Origin of the sequence: Klenkia sesuvii, assembly GCF_037083825.1 — a bacterium.
Taxonomy (GTDB): Bacteria; Actinomycetota; Actinomycetes; order Mycobacteriales; family Geodermatophilaceae; genus Klenkia; species Klenkia sesuvii.
In genome coordinates, this window is record NZ_JBAPLU010000007.1 from 175,870 (window position 1) to 194,378 (window position 18,509).

The following is an 18,509-nucleotide window of genomic DNA, read 5'->3' on the forward strand; positions in this document are numbered from 1 at the left end:
GTGAAGTGGCCACCCTCTGACCGCTTCTGCGAGCAGAATCCCCGACGTGCGCGCCGACCGCTTGATCGCCGTCCTGCTGCTCCTGCAGCGCCGGGGCACGGTGACCGCCGGTCAGGTGGCCTCCGAGCTGGAGATCTCCCCGCGCACCGCCCGCCGCGACCTCGAGGCGCTGGCCCTGGCCGGGGTGCCGGTCTACAGCACCGCAGGCAGGGGTGGCGGCTGGTCGCTGGTGGGCGGGGCCCGCACCGACCTGACCGGGCTGACCGAGGGCGAGGCGCGGGCGTTGTTCCTCGGCACCGCGGTGGGCGACACCCCGGCGGCCCGGGCGGGGCTGCGCAAGCTGCTGGCCGCACTGCCCGCGCAGTGGCGGGCCGACGCCGAGCGGGCCGCGGACGCCGTCCTGGTCGACGCCGCGTCGTGGGGCGCCGACCCGGCACCGGAGCCGCCGTCCCTGCCGGTGCTGCTGCGCGCGGTCGTCGACGGCGAGCAGGTCGAGCTCGACTACCGCAGCCGGGGGGCCGCGAGCACCCGGCCGGCGGACCCGCTCGGGCTGGTGAACAAGGACGGCCGCTGGTACCTGCTGGCCGGCACGGCTGCCGGGGAACGGACCTTCCGGCTCGACCGGGTCGTCGACGTGCGGCCCACCGGGGCCCCGGCCCGCCGTCCTGAGGGCTTCGACCTGCGCCGCGCCTGGGCCGGACGGCGCGGTGAGTTCGAGCAGCAGCGGGTGGTCGAGCGCACCCGGGCGGTGGTCGACCCCGCCGTCCTGCCGCGGTTGCGCGCCCTGCTCGCCCACCGGCTGGCCGAGGTGGGCGAGCCGGGGGACGACGGCCGGGTACCGGTCGTCGTGCTCGGCCCGGTGCCCGAGGTGGTGGCGCTGGAGCTGGCCGGGTTCGGTGCCCGCGTCGAGTTCGCCGACCCCGCGGCCCGCGCCCAGCTGGCCCGGCTGGCCGCGGAGCTGCATTCCCTCTACGGCTCGGCACCGGCTGCGGGGTAACCTCCCCGGCGTGACCGGTGGCCTGCTCCTTCCGAGGCCGTGCTGACCAGCTCCCCGCACGTCAGCACGGCGACCCCTCCTGCGTGAGGGGTTTTTTCATGCCCACCACCGGCAGCGACACCCAGGAGCCGAAGACGATGAGCGAGACCGTCCCCCCGCACCGGTACACCCCGGAGCTGGCGCAGCAGATCGAGCTGGCATGGCAGGACCGCTGGGAGGCCGAGGGCACGTTCCACACGCCCAACCCGACGGGTCCGCTGGGCGAGGGGTTCGACCGGGTGGCCGACCGGCCCAAGGCCTTCCTGATGGACATGTTCCCCTACCCCTCGGGCGCGGGGCTGCACGTCGGGCACCCCCTGGGCTACCTGGGCACCGACGTCACCAGCCGGTTCCTGCGCATGGACGGCCACAACGTGCTGCACCCGATGGGCTACGACGCCTTCGGCCTGCCCGCCGAGCAGTACGCCGTGCAGACCGGCCAGCACCCGCGGGTGACCACCGAGGCCAACATCGCGGCCATCTCCGCGCAGCTGCGCCGGCTGGGCGTCGACCACGACCGCCGCCGCACCTTCGCCACCATCGACCCGGGCTACTACAAGTGGACGCAGTGGATCTTCACGCAGATCTTCGGCGCCTGGTTCGACGACGTGGCCGGCAGGGCCCGCCCGATCGAGGAGCTGGTCACCGAGCTGGACGCCGGCACCCGGCAGCCCGCCCCCGGCACCCTGCCCGACGGGCGCACCTGGTCCGAGCTGGACGACGTGGCGCGGCGCCGGGTCGTCGACGCGCACCGGCTGGCCTACCTGAACCAGGCGCCGGTCAACTGGTGCCCCGGGCTGGGCACGGTGCTCTCCAACGAGGAGGTCACCGCCGACGGCCGCTCCGAGCGCGGCAACTTCCCGGTCTTCCGGCGTCCGCTGACCCAGTGGATGATGCGCATCACCGCCTACTCCGAGCGGCTGCTGGCCGACCTGGACCGGCTGGACTGGTCGGACTCGCTGAAGCAGATGCAGCGCAACTGGATCGGTCGCTCGACCGGTGCTCGCGTGCGCTTCGGCGACGTCGAGGTCTTCACCACCCGGCCCGACACCCTGTTCGGCGCCACCTACCTGGTGCTGGCCCCCGAGCACCCGCTGGTCGACTCGCTGACCGCCGAGGCCTGGCCCGAGGGCACCGACCCGCGCTGGACCGGCGGCGCCGCGACCCCCGCCGAGGCGATCGCGGCCTACCAGCTGCAGGCCTCGCGCCGCTCCGAGCTGGACCGGCAGGCCGAGGGCCGGGAGAAGACCGGCGTGTTCACCGGCTCGTACGCCACCAACCCGCTGACCGGCCGCGAGCTGCCGGTGTTCGTCGCCGACTACGTGCTGACCGGCTACGGCACCGGCGCGATCATGGCGGTGCCCGGCGAGGACACCCGCGACTTCGAGTTCGCCGAGGTGTTCGGCCTGCCCGTCGTCCGCACGGTGCAGCCGCCGGAGGGCTTCCAGGGCGGCGCGTACACCGGCACCGGCCCGATGATCAACAGCTCGAACGAGCACGTGCAGCTGGACGGGCTGGACAAGGCCGCGGCCATCGCGGCGGTCACCGACTGGCTGGTCGCGCACGGCCACGGCGAGGCCACCACCACGTACAAGCTGCGGGACTGGCTGTTCAGCCGGCAGCGCTATTGGGGCGAGCCGTTCCCGGTGGTGTACGCCGTCGACGGCCCGGACGCCGACCTGCCGGTCGCCGTCCCCGCCGAGCAGCTGCCGGTGCTGCTGCCCGACGTCGACGACTACTCGCCGAAGACCTTCGCCGACGACGACGCGACGTCCTCGCCGGAGCCCCCGCTGTCGCGGGCCACGGAGTGGACGACGGTGGAGCTGGACCTGGGTGACGGACCGCGCCGCTACCGCCGCGAGACCAACACGATGCCCAACTGGGCCGGGTCGTGCTGGTACTACCTGCGCTACCTGGACCCCTCCGACGACACCCGCTTCGTCGACCCCGAGCTGGAGTCCTACTGGATGGGCCCGCGCGGCGAGGGCGACGTCGGTGGTGTCGACCTGTACGTGGGCGGCGTCGAGCACGCGGTGCTGCACCTGCTGTACGCCCGGTTCTGGCACAAGGTGCTGTTCGACCTGGGCCACGTGTCGTCGGAGGAGCCGTTCCGCCGGCTGGTCAACCAGGGCTACATCTCGGCCTACGCCTACACCGACGCGCGCGGCTTCTACGTGCCCGCGGCCGACGTCGTGGAGAAGGACGGGGCGTTCTTCTTCGAGGGGCAGCCGGTCAACCGTGAGTACGGGAAGATCGGCAAGAGCCTGAAGAACATGGTGACCCCCGACGAGATGATCGGGGCCTACGGCGCCGACACCTTCCGGGTGTACGAGATGTCGACCGGTCCGCTGGAGCAGTCGCGCCCGTGGGAGACCAAGGCCGTCGTCGGGTCGCAGCGGCTGCTGCAGCGCATCTGGCGGGTCGTCGTCGACGAGTCGACCGGCGAGGTGCGGGCCGCCGACGTCGAGATCGGGACGGACACGCTCAAGGCGCTGCACCGGGCCGTCGACGGCGTGCGCGACGGCATGACCACGCTGCGGTTCAACATCGCCATCGCCCGGGCCACCGAGCTGACCAACCACCTGACCCAGGTGTACGGCCAGTCCGGCCCGGTGCCGCGCCAGGTGTGCGAGTGGCTGACCCTGCTGGTCGCGCCGCTGGCCCCGCACCTGGCCGAGGAGCTGTGGTCGCGACTGGGCCACGACGGGTCCTCGGCCTGGGCGCCCTTCCCGGTCGCCGACCCCGCCTACCTGGTCGACGACACGGTGCAGATCGCGGTGCAGGTCAACGGCAAGGTGCGGGCGCAGCTCGACGTCCCCGCCGACGCCGACGCCGCGGCCCTGGAGTCCACCGCGCTGGCCGACCCACGCATCGCGGAGCTGCTGGTCGGCAAGACGGTGCGCAAGGTGGTCGCCGTCCCCGGCCGCCTGGTCAACGTCGTCGCCAACTAGCCCCGGCGCCCGGCATGGATCAGCTGGGCTGATCCAACTCCGTCCTGGTTCACCGGCGCCGGTGAGCCAGGACGGACTCCGGTGAACCCAGCTGATCCACGCCGACGGGGCGGGTCAAATGGGGGAGATGCGGATCACCGCGCGGCGCTCGCGGCGGCGGAGCAGCCCCACCAGCCGGCCGGTGCCGTAGGTGACCCACCACTGCCACCCGTAGCGGCGGGCCAGCGGGCGCAGGGCGGTGGTCCACTCCTCGGGCGGGAGGAGGCGGGCCTGCGCCTCGACCGGCTCGCCCAGCAGGTTGCCCCGGACGTCGCACGGCGCGACGGTCACCCGGCTGGTGTGCCGCAGGCGCTTCACCTTGCCGGAGTCGGCCCGCGTCCAGACGACGAGGTCGAGGCCCCCGTCCTCCTCCCCGCTCCCACGCTCGCGTGGAGCCCCTGGACGAGGCCGGATGGGGGCGGCCCACACGGGGGTCGGGACGGCGACGCCCGAGCGCCGGAAGGTGGTGAGGCTGACGTAGCGGCTCTGCGGCAGGGCGGTCACTGCGCGCAGGCGGACAGCGCGTCGACGGCCGTCGCCCTGGCCGGGGTGGCGGCCACCGGCGTCAGCACCGCCCGCATCTCCGCCTCCACGGTGTCGATGACCTCGGCGACGGTGACGTCGCGGCCGAGTTCGGCCGACAGCGACGTCACGCCGGCGTCGACGATGCCGCACGGGATGATGCCGCCGAACCCCGCCGCGAGGTCGGGGTCGCAGTTGAGCGCGAAGCCGTGCATCGTCACCCCGCGGGCGACCCGGACACCGATGGCGGCGATCTTGCGGTCCGGTCCGCGGGAATCGGCGCGCACCCACGCGCCGCTGCGGCCCTCGACCTGCTCGGTGTGCACGCCGAAGTGCGCGCAGGCCGCGATGAGGGCGGTCTCCAGGCGGCGCACGTGGGCGACGACGTCGAGCTGGCCCGGCAGTCGCACGATGGGGTAGCCGACGAGCTGACCAGGGCCGTGCCAGGTGATCTTGCCGCCGCGGTCGACGTCGACCACCGGTGTGCCGTCCTGCGGGCGCTCGTGCGGCTCGGTGCGCTTGCCCGCGGTGTACGTCGGCGGGTGCTCGAGCAGCAGCATGGTCTCGGGGCCGGTGCCGTCGACGACGGCCGCGTGGAGTGCGCGCTGACGGTCCCAGGCCTCCTGGTAGTCGACCCGTCCCGCCCGCACCACCTGCAGCTCGCCCATGCCCCCGAGCGTAGGCCCTGTGCCACCCGGCCCGACCCCGGTCATGCCCGTCGTCCGAGGTGGGTGAGGACGGCGCGGGCGGTGCGGGCGCCGCTGGCCATGGCGCCCTGGATGGACGGGGTGTCGCGGTGGTCGCCGCACACGAAGAGACCCTCACCCAGGTCGACGGGGCGACGGTGCTGCAGCGGCGGCAGCGCCGCGGGTTGCGCGCCGGGCACCGTGACCGTGGTGAGGTGCTCGAGGTCGCCGGTGGTCACCCCGTGGGACCGGGCGACCTCGTCCCGCACCTGGTGCTCGGTCGTGGTGGCCAGCGTGGAGCTCGCCACCAGGGCCCGGGCGTCGGGGCTGTAGGCGGGTTGGGCGTCGCTGACCACCACGCTGTTGACCAGCCGCCCGCCCGGCTCGCCGAGCACGACCAGCGGCTCGCACCACGGCGAGGCGGGCAGCACGTGCAGGTGCGTGGTGACCTGCCGGGGGGCCGAGGCCTCGACCGTCGGCAGCAACCGTGCCGCGGTCCCCGGGTCGGTGGCGACCACCACGGCGTCGGCGCGGGTGGACCCGCTCGAGGTCACCACACCCGCGCCGGTCACCGCGGTGACCTCGGTGCCCAGGTGCCGGGCGTGCGCCGGCAGCCGGGCGGCCAGCTGCTCCCCGACGGACTGCATGCCCTGGGCGGGCAGGCCGATGCGGCCGCGCACGAAGCTGCGCCACACCAGGTCCAGGTAGCGGCTGGAGGTGGCCAGCTCGGACTCCAGGAGCACCCCGGAGAGGAAGGGGCGGAAGAAGCGCTCGACGGCCTCGTCGCCCACGTGTGCGCGGCGCAGGGCCTGCTCGGCGGAGTGCTCCGGGGCGGCCAGCAGCCGGTGCACCGGCAGGTACCCGGCCCGGACCGAGAACGCGCCGATGGCGGCCTCCTGCAGCAGCGAGCCGAGCGGCGCCCGCACCGTGTCGAGCACCGCGGAGGGGTGGCGGCGGGGGTCGACCACCCGGTGCGCCCGCCCGTCGACCCGCAGGACGGCACCGGTCCAGAACCAGCCGAGGTCCAACGCGTCGAGGTCGAGGTCGGCGGCGACCCGCGGGTAGCCCGTGTTGAGCACCTGGAAGCCGCGGTCGACCACGAAGCCGTCGACCCGCTCGGTGCGCAGCCGCCCGCCGGGGTGGTCGGCGGCCTCGACCAGGTGGACGTCACGGCCGGCCGTGGCCAGCCGGGTGGCCGCCGACAACCCGGCCAGCCCGGCCCCCACGACCACGACCTCGACCCGCGCCGGCAACGTCATGGGCAGAACCTATGCCGATCCACCGACAGCGACCCGGTGTGCGCCCGTGGGCCGGGTCCGACCTGTGGACAACCCGGGTGCGGGCCGTCGGCGGCCCTAGCGTCGGGGCCATGGCCCACCCCGCCCCTGCGCGTCGACGCTGCCCGGTCGTGCCCGGCTACGTGCTGGAGGAGCTGCTGGGACGCGGTGGCACCGGTGAGGTCTGGCGGGCCCGCCCGCGGGGGAGCGGGCCGCCGGTCGCGGTCAAGGTGCTGCTGCGCGGCGACCCCGAGCGGCAGGTGCGGGAAGCAGCGCTGCTGGCCGAGCTCGACCACCCGCACCTGGTCCGGCTGCTCGAGGTGGTGCGTCGCCGCACCCCCGACGGGGAGCAGGTGGCCCTGGTGCTGGACCTGCTCGCCGGCGGCAGCCTGGCGCGCCTGCTGGCCGCCCGCGGGCGGCTGCGACCGGGAGAGGTGGTCACGGCGGTCGCGCCGGTGGCGGCCGCGCTGGCCCACGTGCACCAGCGCGGCGTCGTCCACGGCGACGTCTCACCCGGCAACGTCGTGCTGACCGCCGAGGGGCGCCCCGTCCTCACCGACCTCGGGGTGGCGCGCCTCGTGGGCGAACCCGACCACGGCGAGGTCACCCCGCCCTACGTCGACCCCGTCGTGGCCCGCGGTGGTGCCGCGGGTCCGGCCTCCGACGTGTTCGGCGTCGCGGCGGCTGCGTTCCACGCCCTCACCGGCATCCCCCCGTGGAACGCCGCCGGCCCGGGCAACACCCTCGCCGTGGCCGCGGCCGGACAGGTGCCCGACCTCGGGCTGCTCGCACCCGAGGCACCCGCCGCCCTCGTCGCCGTGGTCGAGCGCGGGCTGTCCCCCCACCCCCACCTGCGCGGCACCGCGGCGGAGTTCGCGCTCGACCTGCGGCACGCCTGCCGGCCCGAGCGCATCGCCCTGCCCGCACCCGGTGTCGACGTCGCCGAGCTGCACCGCACCGACCACGTCGCCCGCACCGAGCTGACCCACCAGGTGCGCCGGGCGTCGCGCGCCCATGCCGCGCCGCCGAGCGGCGGGTGGCCCGCCCGGGCCGGCGCCGCCCTCCGGTCCGGGGTGGTCGACCGGGCGCAGCGGGCCCGGGGTGCGGTGGGGGTCGCCGGCCCGCTGCTCCGCCGGGCCGGAGCCGCCCTGGCCGTCGCCGTCGGGGTGCTGTCCGCGGTGTGGGTCGGGGTGCAGTGGGGTGCACACGACGCGGGCCCGGTGCCGGCGGCTCGCACGCAACCGGTCGGCGATGCGACCGGCAGCGGTTCGGGCGCCGTGCCGACCGACCAGCCGACCGGTCAGCCGACCGGCACCGCCCCGGCCACCGGGGGGACCCGCGCGCCCGGCAGCGCCACGCCGTCCGGCGCCACGCCGACCAGCGCTGCGCCGTCCGGCACCGAGGTGCCCTCGCCGGGGCCTGCGGCGGACACCCCGCAGGCGCCGGACGACGCCGCCGGCTGGGCGGTCGTGGTCGGGCAGCTCTACGGCCGCCGGGCGGCGGCGTTCGACGCGGGCCGGTCCGAGTGGTTGGCCGACGTCTACGCCCCGGGCTGCGCGCTGGCCGACGTGGACGCCGAGCGGATGGCCCAGCTCGCCGCGGCCGGGCAGCACCTCGAGGGGTTCGCACCGCAGGTGGTCTCCGTCGACGAGGTCGCACCGGTGGCCGGTGGGGTGCAGCTGCTGCTGACCGACCAGGTGCCCGGCTACGACGTCGTCGGTGCGGGCGGCCGGTACGCGGTGGCCGCCCGCGGTCCGCGCGCGGTGGTGATGACGGTGCAGGCCACGCCGTCGGGCTGGCGCATCGCCTCCGCCGCGTTCGGCCCGTGACCGGCGACGACGGTCAGCGCGCCCCGACCGCCCAGCGCAGCGCTGACTCCACGTCGCCGTGGGTGAAGCTGAAGCCTGACTCCAGCAGCACCCGGGGGAGGGCACGTTGCCCGGCCAGCACTCCGAGCTCGGCGAACTCGCCCAGCACCACCGACAGCGCGAAGCCGGGTACCGGCAGCACGGTGGGCCGGTGCAGCACCCGGCCCAGGGCCTCGGTGAACGCGGCGTTCGTGACCGGCTCGGGGCCGGTGAGGTCCACCGGGCCCGCGACGTCGGCGTCGAGCAGGAACCGGATGGCGTCGACCTCGTCGCGCAGGCTGATCCAGGGCCACCACTGCTTCCCCGAGCCCAGCTTGCCACCGAGCCCGAGGGCGAACAGCGGCCGGATCTTGGCCATCAGGCCACCCCGGGCCAGCACCAGCCCGGTGCGCAGGTGGGCCACGCGCACGCCCGCGGCCTCCGCGGGGGCGGTGGCCTGCTCCCACTGCACGCAGACGTCGGCGAGGAAGTCCTTGCCGGCCGGACTGGTCTCGTCGAGCACCCGGTCCCCGCCGTCGCCGTAGTAGCCGACCGCCGACGCCGAGAGCAGCACCCGTGGTCGACCGGGGTCCGCCGCGGCGGCCTGCGCGAGGGCGGCGCTGACGGTGGTGGTGCTGTCGACCCGACTGGCCAGCACCTCACGCTTGTACTGCTCGGTCCACCGCTTGTCGCCGATGCCGACGCCGGCCAGGTTGACCACGGCGTCGACGTCGGCCAGGACGCCGGGGTCGAGCTGGTGGTGGGCCGGGTCCCACCGGTGCTCGTCAGCCGTGCGCGGCGTCCGACGGACCAGCCGGCGGACGTCGTGGCCGTCGGCCCGCAGCGCCGACACGAGCTCGGTGCCTACCAGACCGGAGGAACCGGTCACCGCGATCTGCATGGTCGGGTCCGACCTCCTGGTGTGGGGGGGGTGTGCGGGCCGGTGGTGCCCGCATCCGGGGCCGCCGACACCTCGGGCCCCGGCGGTGCTCGCCGGGGCCCGAGGTGGGGGTGCTGCGCGGGGCTCAGCTGAGGCCGAGCTCCCCGTGGAACTGCCCGGCCTCGAGCCGCTCCTTCACCGTGACCAGGAACCGGGCGGCGTCGGCGCCGTCGACGATGCGGTGGTCGTAGGACAGCGCCAGGTAGACCATCGACCGCACGGCGACGACCTCGCCGAGCTCGGCGTCCTGCACGACGACCGGACGCTTGACGACCGAACCGGTGCCCAGGATGGCGACCTGGGGCTGGTTGATGATCGGCGTGTCGAAGAGGGCGCCGCGGCTGCCGGTGTTGGTCAGCGTGAAGGTGCCACCGCCGAGCTCGTCGGGGGTGACCTTGTTGGTGCGGGTGCGCTCGGCCAGGTCGGCGATCTTGCGGGCGATGCCGGCCAGGCTCAGGTCACCGCCGTCCCGGATGACCGGGACGAGCAGACCCCGCTCGGTGTCCACCGCGACGCCGAGGTTCTCGGCGTCGTGGTAGGTGACGGTCCCGGCCTCCATGTCGATCGAGGAGTTCACGGTGGGGTGCACCTTGAGGGCCTCGATCGAGGCCTTGGCGAAGAAGGGCAGGAACGACAGCTTGACGCCCTCGCGGGCGGCGAAGTCGTTCTTGACCTGGTTGCGCAGGGTGGCGATGCGCGTGACGTCGACCTCGACGACCGTGGTCAGCTGCGCGCTGACCTGCAGGGACTCCACCATGCGCTCGGCGATGACCCGGCGCAGCCGGGACAGCTTCTCGGTGCGGCCGCGCAGCGGGCTGGGCGCGGCCGCGGGTGCCCGACCCTGCGGCTCGGCCCCCTGCGGAGCCGACGCCTGCGGAGCCGAAGCCTGCGGAGCCGACTGGGGGGCCGCCGCGGGCGCGGCCTGCTCGGCCGCGGCGAGGACGTCCTGCTTGCGGATCCGCCCGCCCACCCCGGTACCCGAGATCGACGACAGGTCGACCCCGTGCTCGGCGGCCAGGCGGCGCACCAGCGGCGTCACGTAGGCGCCGCCGCCGTCACCGCTCGGCGTCGACGACCCGGCGGACGACCCGCCCGCGGACGACGCGGCGGGCGCCTGGGGAGCCACCTGCGGAGCCGGCTGCGACGTGGGCGAGCCGGCGGGCAGCGCACCGCTGGAGCCGTAGTCGCCGCCCGGGGTGGAGTTGTCGGTCTCGGCCTCGACCGGGGTCGGCTGGGCCTCCGCCTGCTTCGCCTCCGGCTCCTGCTGCTGCGGCTCCTGCTGCTGCGGCTCCTGCTGCTCCGGCTCCTGCGCGGCCGGGGCCTGCTCGGCCGGCGCGGACCCACCGCCCGTGCCGCCGCCGATGGCGGCCAGCTGCGCGCCGACGTCGACGGTCTCGTCCTCCCCGACCAGGATCTTCGTGAGCGTGCCCGCCGCGGGCGAGGGGATCTCGGTGTCGACCTTGTCCGTGGAGACCTCGAGCAGGGGCTCGTCGACCTCGACGGTGTCGCCCTCGGCCTTGAGCCAGCGGGTGACGGTGCCCTCGGTGACGCTCTCGCCCAGGGCCGGCATGGTCACCGGGGTGCCCTCACCCGAACCGCCGCCCGAGCCGCCGTCCTGACCGCCCGAAGTGGGGGCCTGCGCCTGCTCCTGCGGGGCCGGGTCGGGCTCGGCGGGGGCCTCGGCCTCGGCGGGCTGCTCGGCCTCGGCGGGCTGCTCGGCCTCGGCGGGCTCCTCGGCCGGGGCCGAGGAGCCACCGCCCTCACCCTCCCCGCCGATGATCGCCAGCTCGGCACCGACCTCGACGGTCTCGTCCTCGGCCACGACGATCGTGGTCAGCACGCCGGCGGCGGGCGAGGGGATCTCCGTGTCGACCTTGTCGGTGGAGACCTCGAGCAAGGGCTCGTCGACCTCGACGGTGTCGCCCTCGGCCTTGAGCCAGCGGGTGACGGTGCCCTCGGTGACGCTCTCGCCCAGGGCGGGCATGGTGACGGACGTCGGCATCGAGCGCAGTTCTCCTCAGGTCAGGGGTGGTGGGGGATCAGCTGTGCGAGTGCAGCGGCTTGCCGGCCAACGCGAGGTGCGCCTCGCCGACCGCCTCGCTCTGCGTGGGGTGCGGGTGGATGAGGGAGGCCACCTCGTCGGGCAGGGCCTCCCAGTTGTAGATGAGCTGGGCCTCGGCCACGAGCTCGCCGACCCGGCTGCCGACCATGTGCACGCCGACGACGGGGCCGTCCTTGGCGCGCACCAGCTTGACCGCACCGGAGGTCTTGAGGATCTGGCTCTTGCCGTTGCCGCCCAGGTCGTAGTTCACGACCTCGACCTCGCCGAACTTCTCCTTGGCCTGCGCCTCGGTGAGGCCGACCGAGGCCACCTCGGGCTCGGAGTAGGTGACCCGGGGGACACCGGCGTAGTCGATCGGGACGACGGGCAACCCGGCCAGCCGCTCGGCCACGAGGATGCCCTCGCCGAAGCCGACGTGGGCCAGCTGCAGGGTGGGCACCAGGTCACCGACGGCGGAGATGGTGGGCACGTTGGTCTGCATGTACTCGTCGACGAGCACGAAGCCGCGCTCCATGGCGACCCCGGCCTCCTCGTAGCCCAGGCCGGCGCTGACCGGCCCACGGCCCACAGCCACCAGCACGATCTCGGCGGAGTAGGACTTGCCGTTCTCCAGGTCGACGGTCACGCCGTCCTCACCCGGGGTCACCTTGGCGACCCGGCTGCCCAGCGAGAAGTCGATCTTGCGACGACGGTAGGCGCGCTCGAGCAGCTTGGACGAGGCCTCGTCCTCCAGCGGCACGAGGTGGGGCAGGCCCTCGATGATGGTGACGTCGGCGCCGAAGGACTTCCACACGCTGGCGAACTCGCAGCCGATGACGCCGCCGCCGAGGATGATCACGGAGCTGGGGACGCGCTCGAGCTCGAGGGCTTGGTCGCTGGTGATGACCGTGCTGCCGTTGATGTCGATGCCGGGCAGGCTGCGGGCGTAGGAACCGGTGGCCAGCAGCACGTGCTTGCCCTCGTAGGTGGTGTCGCCCACGGCCACGGCGGTCGGGGAGACGAGCGTGCCCTCACCCTCGACGTAGGTGATCTTGCGGCTCTTGATCAGGCCCTGCAGGCCCTTGTAGAGCTTGGCAGTGACCCCGCCCTTGTACTCGTTCACCCCGGCCATGTCGATGCCGGCCAGCGAGGTCTTGACGCCGAACTGCTCGCCCTCGCGGGCGGAGTCGGCCACCTCCGCGGCGTGCAGCAGGGCCTTGGTGGGGATGCAGCCCCGGTGCAGGCAGGTGCCGCCGACCTTGTCCTTCTCGATCAGCACGACCGACAGCCCGAGCTCGGCGCCGCGGAGCGCGGCGGCGTAGCCACCCGAGCCACCTCCCAGGATGACGAGGTCGGCGGTCTGGGCGGGTGCGCTCACAGGTTCTCCTCGGTGCGGCTCGGCCGGCGGCGGGCAGGTCGTGCTCGCCGCGGGCTGGTGCGGGGGCGGTGCGGGGGTGGTGCGGACCCCATCCTGCCACTTGCGGGGAACGCGCACCCGACCTGCTCCGTTGGCCCGGCGGGCGCCGAGTCCGGCGTCCGCGCGACGGGTCCCCACCCGCTCGCGCCGCGCGGGAGGAGTGCGACGTGGGTCTGTTCGACAAGCTGCGCGGACGGCGCGGCACCGGCGGGCAGGGCGCGCGTGGTGGCCGCCGCGCGACCCTGGACCGCCCCTCGGGTCGGGCCGACCTCGGGCACCTCGAGCAGTTCGTGGGGACCCGGCGCGGCGTCGAGGGCTACGTGGAGCCGCGCACCGCGGTGACCGAGTCCACCATCGTGCTGGTGGCCGCCGACGGCGAGTGGACCCGGCGGCGCATCGACGGCCCCGAGGTGGCCCGCCGGCTCTCCCGGGACCTGGCCATCCCGGTCTACGACGCCCAGGTCACCGGCTACCCCCAACGCATGCGCGACTGGACCCACCGGAGGAGGGAGCAGCAGGGCTGAGCCCGCGGGTTCAGCTCCGGGCCAGGTCCTCGATCGTCGCCAGCAGCGTGCGCACCGGGACCCCGGTGCCCCCCTTGGGGGTGCACCCCCACGCGCCGCCGGTGTTGTAGGCCGGCCCGGCGACGTCGACGTGCGCCCACGGCAGCCCGTCGGGGACGAACTCGGCGAGGAAGTGGCCGCCGACGAGCATGCCGCCGAGGCGGTCGGGGTTGGCGTTGACGAAGTCCGCGGTGGCGGAGTCCAGGCCGCGGCGCAGCTCGGGCGGCAACGGCATGGCCCACATGGGCTCGCCCACCCGGGTGCCGGCGGCCACGACGGCGTCGCGCAGCTCCGCGGTGCCCATCACGCCGGCGGTGCGCCCGCCGAGGGCGACCGTCTGGGCGCCGGTCAGGGTCGAGGTCTCGAGCAGGTAGTCGGGGGAGTCCTCGGCCGCCCGGGCGATGGCGTCGGCCAGCACGACCCGGCCCTCGGCGTCGGTGTTGGTGATCTCGGCCGTCTTGCCGTTGCGGAAGGTCACGACGTCGGCCGGTCGGTAGGCGCTGCCGGAGGGCAGGTTCTCGGCGATCGGCACGGTGGCGGTGACGTCGACGGGTAGCCCCAGCTCGGCGACCAGGCACACGGTGGCGATCACGGCGGCGGCGCCGGCCATGTCGCTCTTCATGTCCTCCATCTTCAGCGCGGGCTTGATGGACAGGCCGCCGCTGTCGAACGTGATCCCCTTGCCCACCAGGGCGACCGACCGGCGGGCGCGCCGGCCGCGGTAGGTCAGCCGCAGCAGCCGCGGGCCCCGGGTGGACCCGCCGCCCACGGCCAGGATGCCGCCGTACCCGCCGGCGGCCAGCTGCTCCTCGTCGAGGACCTCGACGGACAGGCCAGCCTCCTTGCCGGCGGCGGCGCCGCGCGCGGCCAGCTCGGCGGGGAAGAGGTCGTTGGGTGGGGTGTTGACCAGGTCACGGGCGAGGGCGACGGCGTCGGCGACCGCCCGCACGCGGGTCAACGCGGCCTTGGCGCCACCGGCGTCGGGCACGACCAGCTCGAACGACCGCGGCGGGGCCGGCCGGTCGGCGGGCAGGGTCGACTTGTAGGCGGTGAACTCGTAGGCACCCAGCAGGGCGCCCTCGCCGACGGCGTGCAACCGGTCGTCGTCGGGGGCGCCGCCGACCGCGGCGAGCAGGGAGACGACCGAGGCGCGGCCGGTCAGGGCCCGGCTGGCGGCGCCGGCGGCGCGGCGGACCGCGTCGGAGGGGTAGCTGCCGTCGGTCTGGGCTGGGCCCAGACCGACGACCGCGACGACCGGGAAGGGGCCCTGGCCGAACGTGGCCAACCGGGTGACCTCGTCCTCGGCGCCGCGTGCGCCCAGGTCGGCCAGGGCCGCCATGAGGCGACCGCCCAGCAACCGGTCGACGGCGTCGGCGCCGGGGGTGGCCAGCGGGCCGTCGGGACCCTTGCCGACCCCGACGACCACGGCGTCGGCGGTGAGCTTCTCGAGCGGGCGGTCGGTGGCGGTGATCGTCGGCGGCACCCGCCCACCCTAGAAGAACCGCCCGGACGGCGCCGTCCCCGCGGTGGGTGCCCGGCACTACGGTCGACAGGCGTGACGACGCGGACCTCACCCCTTCACGGGCGCCACCTGGCCGCCGGCGCCAAGCTGGCCGACTTCGGTGGGTGGTCGATGCCGCTGGAGTACGCCGGGGGCGGTGTCATCGCCGAGCACACCGCGGTGCGCGAGGGGGTCGGACTCTTCGATGTGTCGCACCTGGGCACGGGCACGGTGCGCGGTCCCGGGGCCGCCGCGCTGGTGAACCGCTGCCTGACCAACGACCTGGGCCGCATCGTCCCCGGGCAGGCGCAGTACACGTTGTGCTGCCGGCCCGACGACGAGGAGCACGCCGGCGGCGTCGTGGACGACCTCATCGTCTACCTGCACGCCGACGACGACGTCCTGCTGGTGCCCAACGCCGCCAACGCCGCCGAGGTCCTGGCCCGCCTGGCCGCGGTCGCCCCCGAGGGCGTCACGGTCACCGACCGGCACACCGAGGTCGCCGTCCTGGCCCTGCAGGGCCCCCGCTCGGCCGAGGTGCTGGCCGCGGTGGGCCTTCCTGGGGCGCTGGAGTACATGTCCTTCGCCGTGACCCAGGGCAGCGGGGACGTGACCGTCTGCCGCACCGGGTACACCGGCGAGCACGGCTACGAGCTGCTGGTCGAGGCCGAGCGGGCCGGGGAGCTGTGGGATGCGCTGCTGGCGGCGGGGGAGACGGAGCAGATCCGGCCCTGCGGCCTGGGTGCTCGCGACACCCTGCGCACCGAGATGGGCTACCCGCTGCACGGCCACGAGCTCTCGGTCGACATCAGCCCCGTGCAGGCGCGGGCCGGGTGGGCGGTCGGCTGGCGCAAGCCGGACTTCTGGGGGCGGCAGGCGTTGCTCGCCGAGCGCGAGGCCGGCCCGGCGCGGCAGCTGTGGGGGCTGCGCGCGCCGGGCCGGGGGATCCCGCGTCCGGGGATGCAGGTGCTGGACGGGTCCGGCGCCCGGGTCGGCGAGGTGACCAGCGGGACCTTCTCGCCGACCCTGCGCGCCGGGATCGCCCTGGCGCTGCTGGACACCGCCGCCGACCCCGCCCCCGGCCGGGAGCTGGTGGTCGACGTGCGGGGCCGGACCTCGCCGGTGGAGGTGGTCAAGCCGCCGTTCGTGCCCTCCCACGTGCGCTGACGGTCAGGCGCTGCGGGCGGACTCCTTGGTGGGGGTGGGCTCCTCGGGCAGCTCGTCGGCGACCGTCGCCTCGCGGGTCCCCATCGGCACCGGGTCGCCCTGCGTGGTGTCCTGCGCGGTCTGGTGCTCGGTCTCGGAGTTGATCTCCGCTCCGAGCAGCACGAGGAACACCGTCAGCTGCAGCCACAGCATCAGCACCACGACCCCGGCAACCGCCCCGTAGGTGGCCGAGTAGGAGCCGAAGTTGCTGACGTAGAAGCTGAAGCCGATCGACATCACGACCCAGGCGACGGTCACCACCACCGAGCCCAGGCTGACCCACCGGAACTGGGGCGCGTCGCGGTCGGGGGCCACCCGGTAGAGCACCGCGAGCGCACCGGCCATGAGCGCCAGCAGCAGGGTCCACCGAACGACCTGGGCCAGGACGGTGCCGAGGACCCCGAGGTTCAGCGCATCCAGCACCACCGGGGTGACCGCGACGAGGCTGACGGTGACCAGCACGAACACGATCGCGCCGAAGGTCAGCAGCAGGGCCAGCCCGCGCCGCTTGATGGCGTTGCGGGTCTCGACCTCGTCGTAGGCCAGGTTGACCGCGGTGATGAGGTTGTTCACCCCGCCCGACGCGGAGAACAGCGCGGCGAGGATCGAGACGACCAGGCCGACGGACAAGGCACCGCTGTTGGAGGTCGCGACCGACTCGAGCTGGGTGCTGATGATCGACAGCACCTCCTCGGGCACGGTGCCCCTCAGGCTCTCGACCTGGGACTGCACCGTCTCCGGAGAGGCGAACAACCCGTACAGCGAGATGGCGGCGATGATCGTGGGGAAGATCGCCAGGAAACCGAAGAACGCCACGCCGCCACCGATGATCGGCATGTTGTCGGCGCTGTTCTCCGCCCAGGCCCGCTTGAGGATCTGCTTCCAGCCGCGCGCGGGGATGTCGGTCGGACGCTCGGCGTCCACGCCGGGCAGCCGCTCGTGCTGGCCCTCCGCCTGGGGTGGGTCGGTCGCGGCGCGCCGCGGACCGCGGTCCGCGGCGCGCTCGGCCTCCTCCTGGGCCGCGGCCCGCCGGGCCGCCTTCTCCTCCACCCGTTGCCGGATGCGGTCCACCGCGCTGTCGGGGCGCTTGATGCCGTCCATCGTCAGACCTCTCAGTCCCCGGGCCAGGAGCCGGTGAGTTTGGTGAACGCCTGGGCGCCGAACCGGTCGACCCCGGCCTTGACGACCGCGAAGATCGCGCCCTGGATGGCGGCAGCGAGCAGCACGTGCCCGGTGGTGTACTCGCTCTGCATGGCGCCGGGGGCGTCGTCCTCGTCGGCGATCCGCTTCCAGACCACCTTGAAGACCCGGCCGGAGATGGCACCTGCGGCGATGCCCGCCAGGAGCCCGACCGGCCGGTAGGCGGCCTTCGCGCCGGCGCTCACCGTCGGGCCCGCCGTACGACCAGGGCCACGACGGCGGCCACGACGACCACACCGATGCCGATCACGACGGGTGGGTTCTCCCGGTAGGTCTCCACGGCGGTGTCCTTGGTCCGGGCCGCGGTCTCCTTGGCGCGGGAGCCGACGTCCAGGCGGTGGCTGAGCTCGTCGACGGTGGCCGCCAGCTGCTCCCTGGTGGCCTCGATGTCGGCCTTGATCTCGTCGGGCTCGGTCGGGCCGGACACGTCCGGCGCGCCGGGTCCGTGGGCGCCCTCGGGTCGGCTGGTCATCGCGTGGCACTCCCCTTCACGGCGGCGAGGTCGGTCTTGACGCTGTCGAGGGTCTCGGTGGGCAGCGGGGGCTTGGCGTCCTGCACGTCCTTCTTGCCCAGCAGCGCCAGCACGCCGGCCACGAGGAACAGGACGACGGCGATGATGATCGCGGCCAGGTAGCCCGGCAGCACGTTGGCCAGGCCCAGGATCGCCGCGGTGATGAGCGCGTTCAGGCCGAGCAGGGCGACCAGGCCGGCGCCGCCGAAGAGCCCGGCGCCCACGCCGAGCTTCTTGGCCTTGCCCTTGACCTCGGCCTGGGCCAGTCGGACCTCGTCGCGGACCAGGCGGGTGACCAGGTCGGGCAGCTCGCCGATCAGCTGGCCGGTCGAGGCGCGGGAGGGGTCGGGGTGGACGTCGGCGCGGTGCGCGCCGTCGGCCACGGGGGGCTGGCTCATCAGGTCTCCTGTGCGCGGGGGGGTGATCGACACAGGCCCCCATGCCCGGCGTCACCGGCCGCCAACCCTGGGCAGCGGACGAAGGCGGAACGACATCGGTTGAAGGCGTCCCTCGCTAGGGTGGCTGGTATGACCTCGCCTGCGAGCGGCTCGACGACGGGTTGGACATGGCGGCTGCACGGCCCCGACGGCACCGTGCTCGACCCGTCCGACCTCGACGTCGACGTCCCGGTGGAGGAGGCGCAGGGCGAGGCCGAGTCGTGGCTGGGTGAGCACTGGCGCACGCTGCTCGAGCGTGGCGCGGCCAGTGCCTCGCTGCTGCGCGGGGACACCGTCGTCTACGGCCCGATGGGGCTCTCGGCCTCCTGACGGCG

The 18,509-nt window shown here is 74.7% G+C and carries 17 protein-coding genes; 6 read left to right on the forward strand and 11 right to left on the reverse strand.

Annotated elements, in window-relative coordinates; genetic code table 11:
* Positions 1-46: 46 nt before the first annotated feature.
* Both TEK04_RS09355 and leuS read left to right on the forward strand, forming a co-directional pair.
* The gene (locus tag TEK04_RS09355; protein WP_336404065.1) at positions 47-997 is read left to right on the forward strand and encodes a helix-turn-helix transcriptional regulator; all 951 of its coding nucleotides are present in this window, start codon (positions 47-49) and stop codon (positions 995-997) included.
* 98 nt (positions 998-1,095) lie between these two features.
* Entirely contained in the window at positions 1,096-3,987 is a 2,892-nt protein-coding gene (leuS, locus tag TEK04_RS09360) for a leucine--tRNA ligase (protein ID WP_336404066.1), read from the forward strand.
* 114 nt (positions 3,988-4,101) lie between these two features.
* Here the strand turns inward: leuS and TEK04_RS09365 are convergent, their stop codons facing one another.
* From TEK04_RS09365 to TEK04_RS09375, 3 genes are read right to left on the reverse strand one after another with little or no spacing between them, the layout of a single operon-like run.
* Positions 4,102-4,530: a PPOX class F420-dependent oxidoreductase gene (locus TEK04_RS09365; protein ID WP_336404067.1), complete on the reverse strand. Its 429-nt coding sequence runs from the start codon at positions 4,528-4,530 to the stop codon at positions 4,102-4,104.
* Positions 4,527-5,216, reverse strand: a complete 690-nt coding sequence (gene lipB / locus TEK04_RS09370; RefSeq protein WP_336404068.1) for a lipoyl(octanoyl) transferase LipB — start codon at positions 5,214-5,216, stop codon at positions 4,527-4,529. Before lipB ends, TEK04_RS09365 begins: the two co-directional genes overlap by 4 nt.
* Before the next feature lie 41 nt (positions 5,217-5,257).
* On the reverse strand, positions 5,258-6,493 hold the full coding sequence (locus TEK04_RS09375) for a protoporphyrinogen/coproporphyrinogen oxidase (protein ID WP_336404069.1): 1,236 nt from the start codon (positions 6,491-6,493) through the stop codon (positions 5,258-5,260).
* Between the two features lie 110 nt (positions 6,494-6,603).
* Here TEK04_RS09375 and TEK04_RS09380 point away from each other — a divergent pair, with 110 nt between their 5' ends.
* Positions 6,604-8,340, forward strand: coding sequence for a protein kinase domain-containing protein (locus TEK04_RS09380; protein WP_336404070.1), 1,737 nt, complete (start codon positions 6,604-6,606; stop codon positions 8,338-8,340).
* 13 nt (positions 8,341-8,353) lie between these two features.
* Here TEK04_RS09380 and TEK04_RS09385 read toward each other — a convergent pair whose 3' ends face one another.
* The 3 genes from TEK04_RS09385 to lpdA form a co-directional block, all read right to left on the reverse strand.
* On the reverse strand, positions 8,354-9,259 hold the full coding sequence (locus TEK04_RS09385) for a TIGR01777 family oxidoreductase (protein ID WP_336404071.1): 906 nt from the start codon (positions 9,257-9,259) through the stop codon (positions 8,354-8,356).
* Positions 9,260-9,383: 124 nt separating this feature from the next.
* Positions 9,384-11,300, reverse strand: a complete 1,917-nt coding sequence (gene sucB / locus TEK04_RS09390) for a 2-oxoglutarate dehydrogenase, E2 component, dihydrolipoamide succinyltransferase (RefSeq protein WP_336404072.1) — start codon at positions 11,298-11,300, stop codon at positions 9,384-9,386.
* 37 nt (positions 11,301-11,337) lie between these two features.
* A complete protein-coding gene (lpdA, locus tag TEK04_RS09395; protein WP_336404073.1) occupies positions 11,338-12,717 on the reverse strand; it encodes a dihydrolipoyl dehydrogenase in 1,380 nt (459 codons plus the stop codon).
* Positions 12,718-12,923: 206 nt separating this feature from the next.
* Here lpdA and TEK04_RS09400 point away from each other — a divergent pair, with 206 nt between their 5' ends.
* A complete protein-coding gene (locus tag TEK04_RS09400; protein WP_336404074.1) occupies positions 12,924-13,280 on the forward strand; it encodes an oxidoreductase in 357 nt (118 codons plus the stop codon).
* A 10-nt stretch (positions 13,281-13,290) separates the two neighbouring features.
* Here the strand turns inward: TEK04_RS09400 and TEK04_RS09405 are convergent, their stop codons facing one another.
* Complete coding sequence (locus tag TEK04_RS09405; protein WP_336404075.1) at positions 13,291-14,802, reverse strand: leucyl aminopeptidase; 1,512 nt, start codon at positions 14,800-14,802, stop codon at positions 13,291-13,293.
* 72 nt (positions 14,803-14,874) lie between these two features.
* On the opposite strand from TEK04_RS09405, the gene gcvT reads away from it, so the two are divergent.
* Positions 14,875-15,987 carry a glycine cleavage system aminomethyltransferase GcvT gene (gcvT, locus tag TEK04_RS09410; RefSeq protein WP_336404076.1) on the forward strand — a complete coding sequence of 371 codons (1,113 nt, stop codon included), beginning with the start codon at positions 14,875-14,877 and terminating at the stop codon, positions 15,985-15,987.
* Between the two features lie 3 nt (positions 15,988-15,990).
* Here the strand turns inward: gcvT and TEK04_RS09415 are convergent, their stop codons facing one another.
* From TEK04_RS09415 to TEK04_RS09430, 4 genes are read right to left on the reverse strand one after another with little or no spacing between them, the layout of a single operon-like run.
* On the reverse strand, positions 15,991-17,127 hold the full coding sequence (locus tag TEK04_RS09415; protein ID WP_336404077.1) for a YihY/virulence factor BrkB family protein: 1,137 nt from the start codon (positions 17,125-17,127) through the stop codon (positions 15,991-15,993).
* Positions 17,128-17,138: 11 nt separating this feature from the next.
* Positions 17,139-17,411: a DUF4235 domain-containing protein gene (locus TEK04_RS09420; protein WP_336404078.1), complete on the reverse strand. Its 273-nt coding sequence runs from the start codon at positions 17,409-17,411 to the stop codon at positions 17,139-17,141.
* Positions 17,408-17,698 carry a DUF3618 domain-containing protein gene (locus TEK04_RS09425; protein WP_336404079.1) on the reverse strand — a complete coding sequence of 97 codons (291 nt, stop codon included), beginning with the start codon at positions 17,696-17,698 and terminating at the stop codon, positions 17,408-17,410. The genes TEK04_RS09420 and TEK04_RS09425 overlap by 4 nt, the downstream gene beginning before the upstream one ends.
* Complete coding sequence (locus TEK04_RS09430) at positions 17,695-18,135, reverse strand: phage holin family protein (protein ID WP_336404080.1); 441 nt, start codon at positions 18,133-18,135, stop codon at positions 17,695-17,697. Before TEK04_RS09430 ends, TEK04_RS09425 begins: the two co-directional genes overlap by 4 nt.
* A gap of 129 nt (positions 18,136-18,264) precedes the next feature.
* On the opposite strand from TEK04_RS09430, the gene TEK04_RS09435 reads away from it, so the two are divergent.
* Positions 18,265-18,504 (forward strand): hypothetical protein, encoded by a 240-nt coding sequence (locus TEK04_RS09435; protein WP_336404081.1) that lies wholly within the window; start codon positions 18,265-18,267, stop codon positions 18,502-18,504.
* The last annotated feature ends 5 nt before the right edge of the window (positions 18,505-18,509 follow it).

Excerpts from the sequence above, each read along its gene's own strand:
- leuS (WP_336404066.1), top strand. The coding sequence starts at position 1,096 with ATGCCCACCACCGGCAGCGACACCCAGGAGCCGAAGACGATGAGCGAG.
- lipB (WP_336404068.1), bottom strand. The coding sequence starts at position 5,216 with ATGGGCGAGCTGCAGGTGGTGCGGGCGGGACGGGTCGACTACCAGGAG.
- TEK04_RS09375 (WP_336404069.1), bottom strand. The coding sequence starts at position 6,493 with ATGACGTTGCCGGCGCGGGTCGAGGTCGTGGTCGTGGGGGCCGGGCTG.
- TEK04_RS09380 (WP_336404070.1), top strand. The coding sequence starts at position 6,604 with ATGGCCCACCCCGCCCCTGCGCGTCGACGCTGCCCGGTCGTGCCCGGC.
- TEK04_RS09385 (WP_336404071.1), bottom strand. The coding sequence starts at position 9,259 with ATGCAGATCGCGGTGACCGGTTCCTCCGGTCTGGTAGGCACCGAGCTC.
- sucB (WP_336404072.1), bottom strand. The coding sequence starts at position 11,300 with ATGCCGACGTCCGTCACCATGCCCGCCCTGGGCGAGAGCGTCACCGAG.
- TEK04_RS09415 (WP_336404077.1), bottom strand. The coding sequence starts at position 17,127 with ATGGACGGCATCAAGCGCCCCGACAGCGCGGTGGACCGCATCCGGCAA.
- TEK04_RS09425 (WP_336404079.1), bottom strand. The coding sequence starts at position 17,698 with ATGACCAGCCGACCCGAGGGCGCCCACGGACCCGGCGCGCCGGACGTG.
- TEK04_RS09430 (WP_336404080.1), bottom strand. The coding sequence starts at position 18,135 with ATGAGCCAGCCCCCCGTGGCCGACGGCGCGCACCGCGCCGACGTCCAC.
- TEK04_RS09435 (WP_336404081.1), top strand. The coding sequence starts at position 18,265 with ATGACCTCGCCTGCGAGCGGCTCGACGACGGGTTGGACATGGCGGCTG.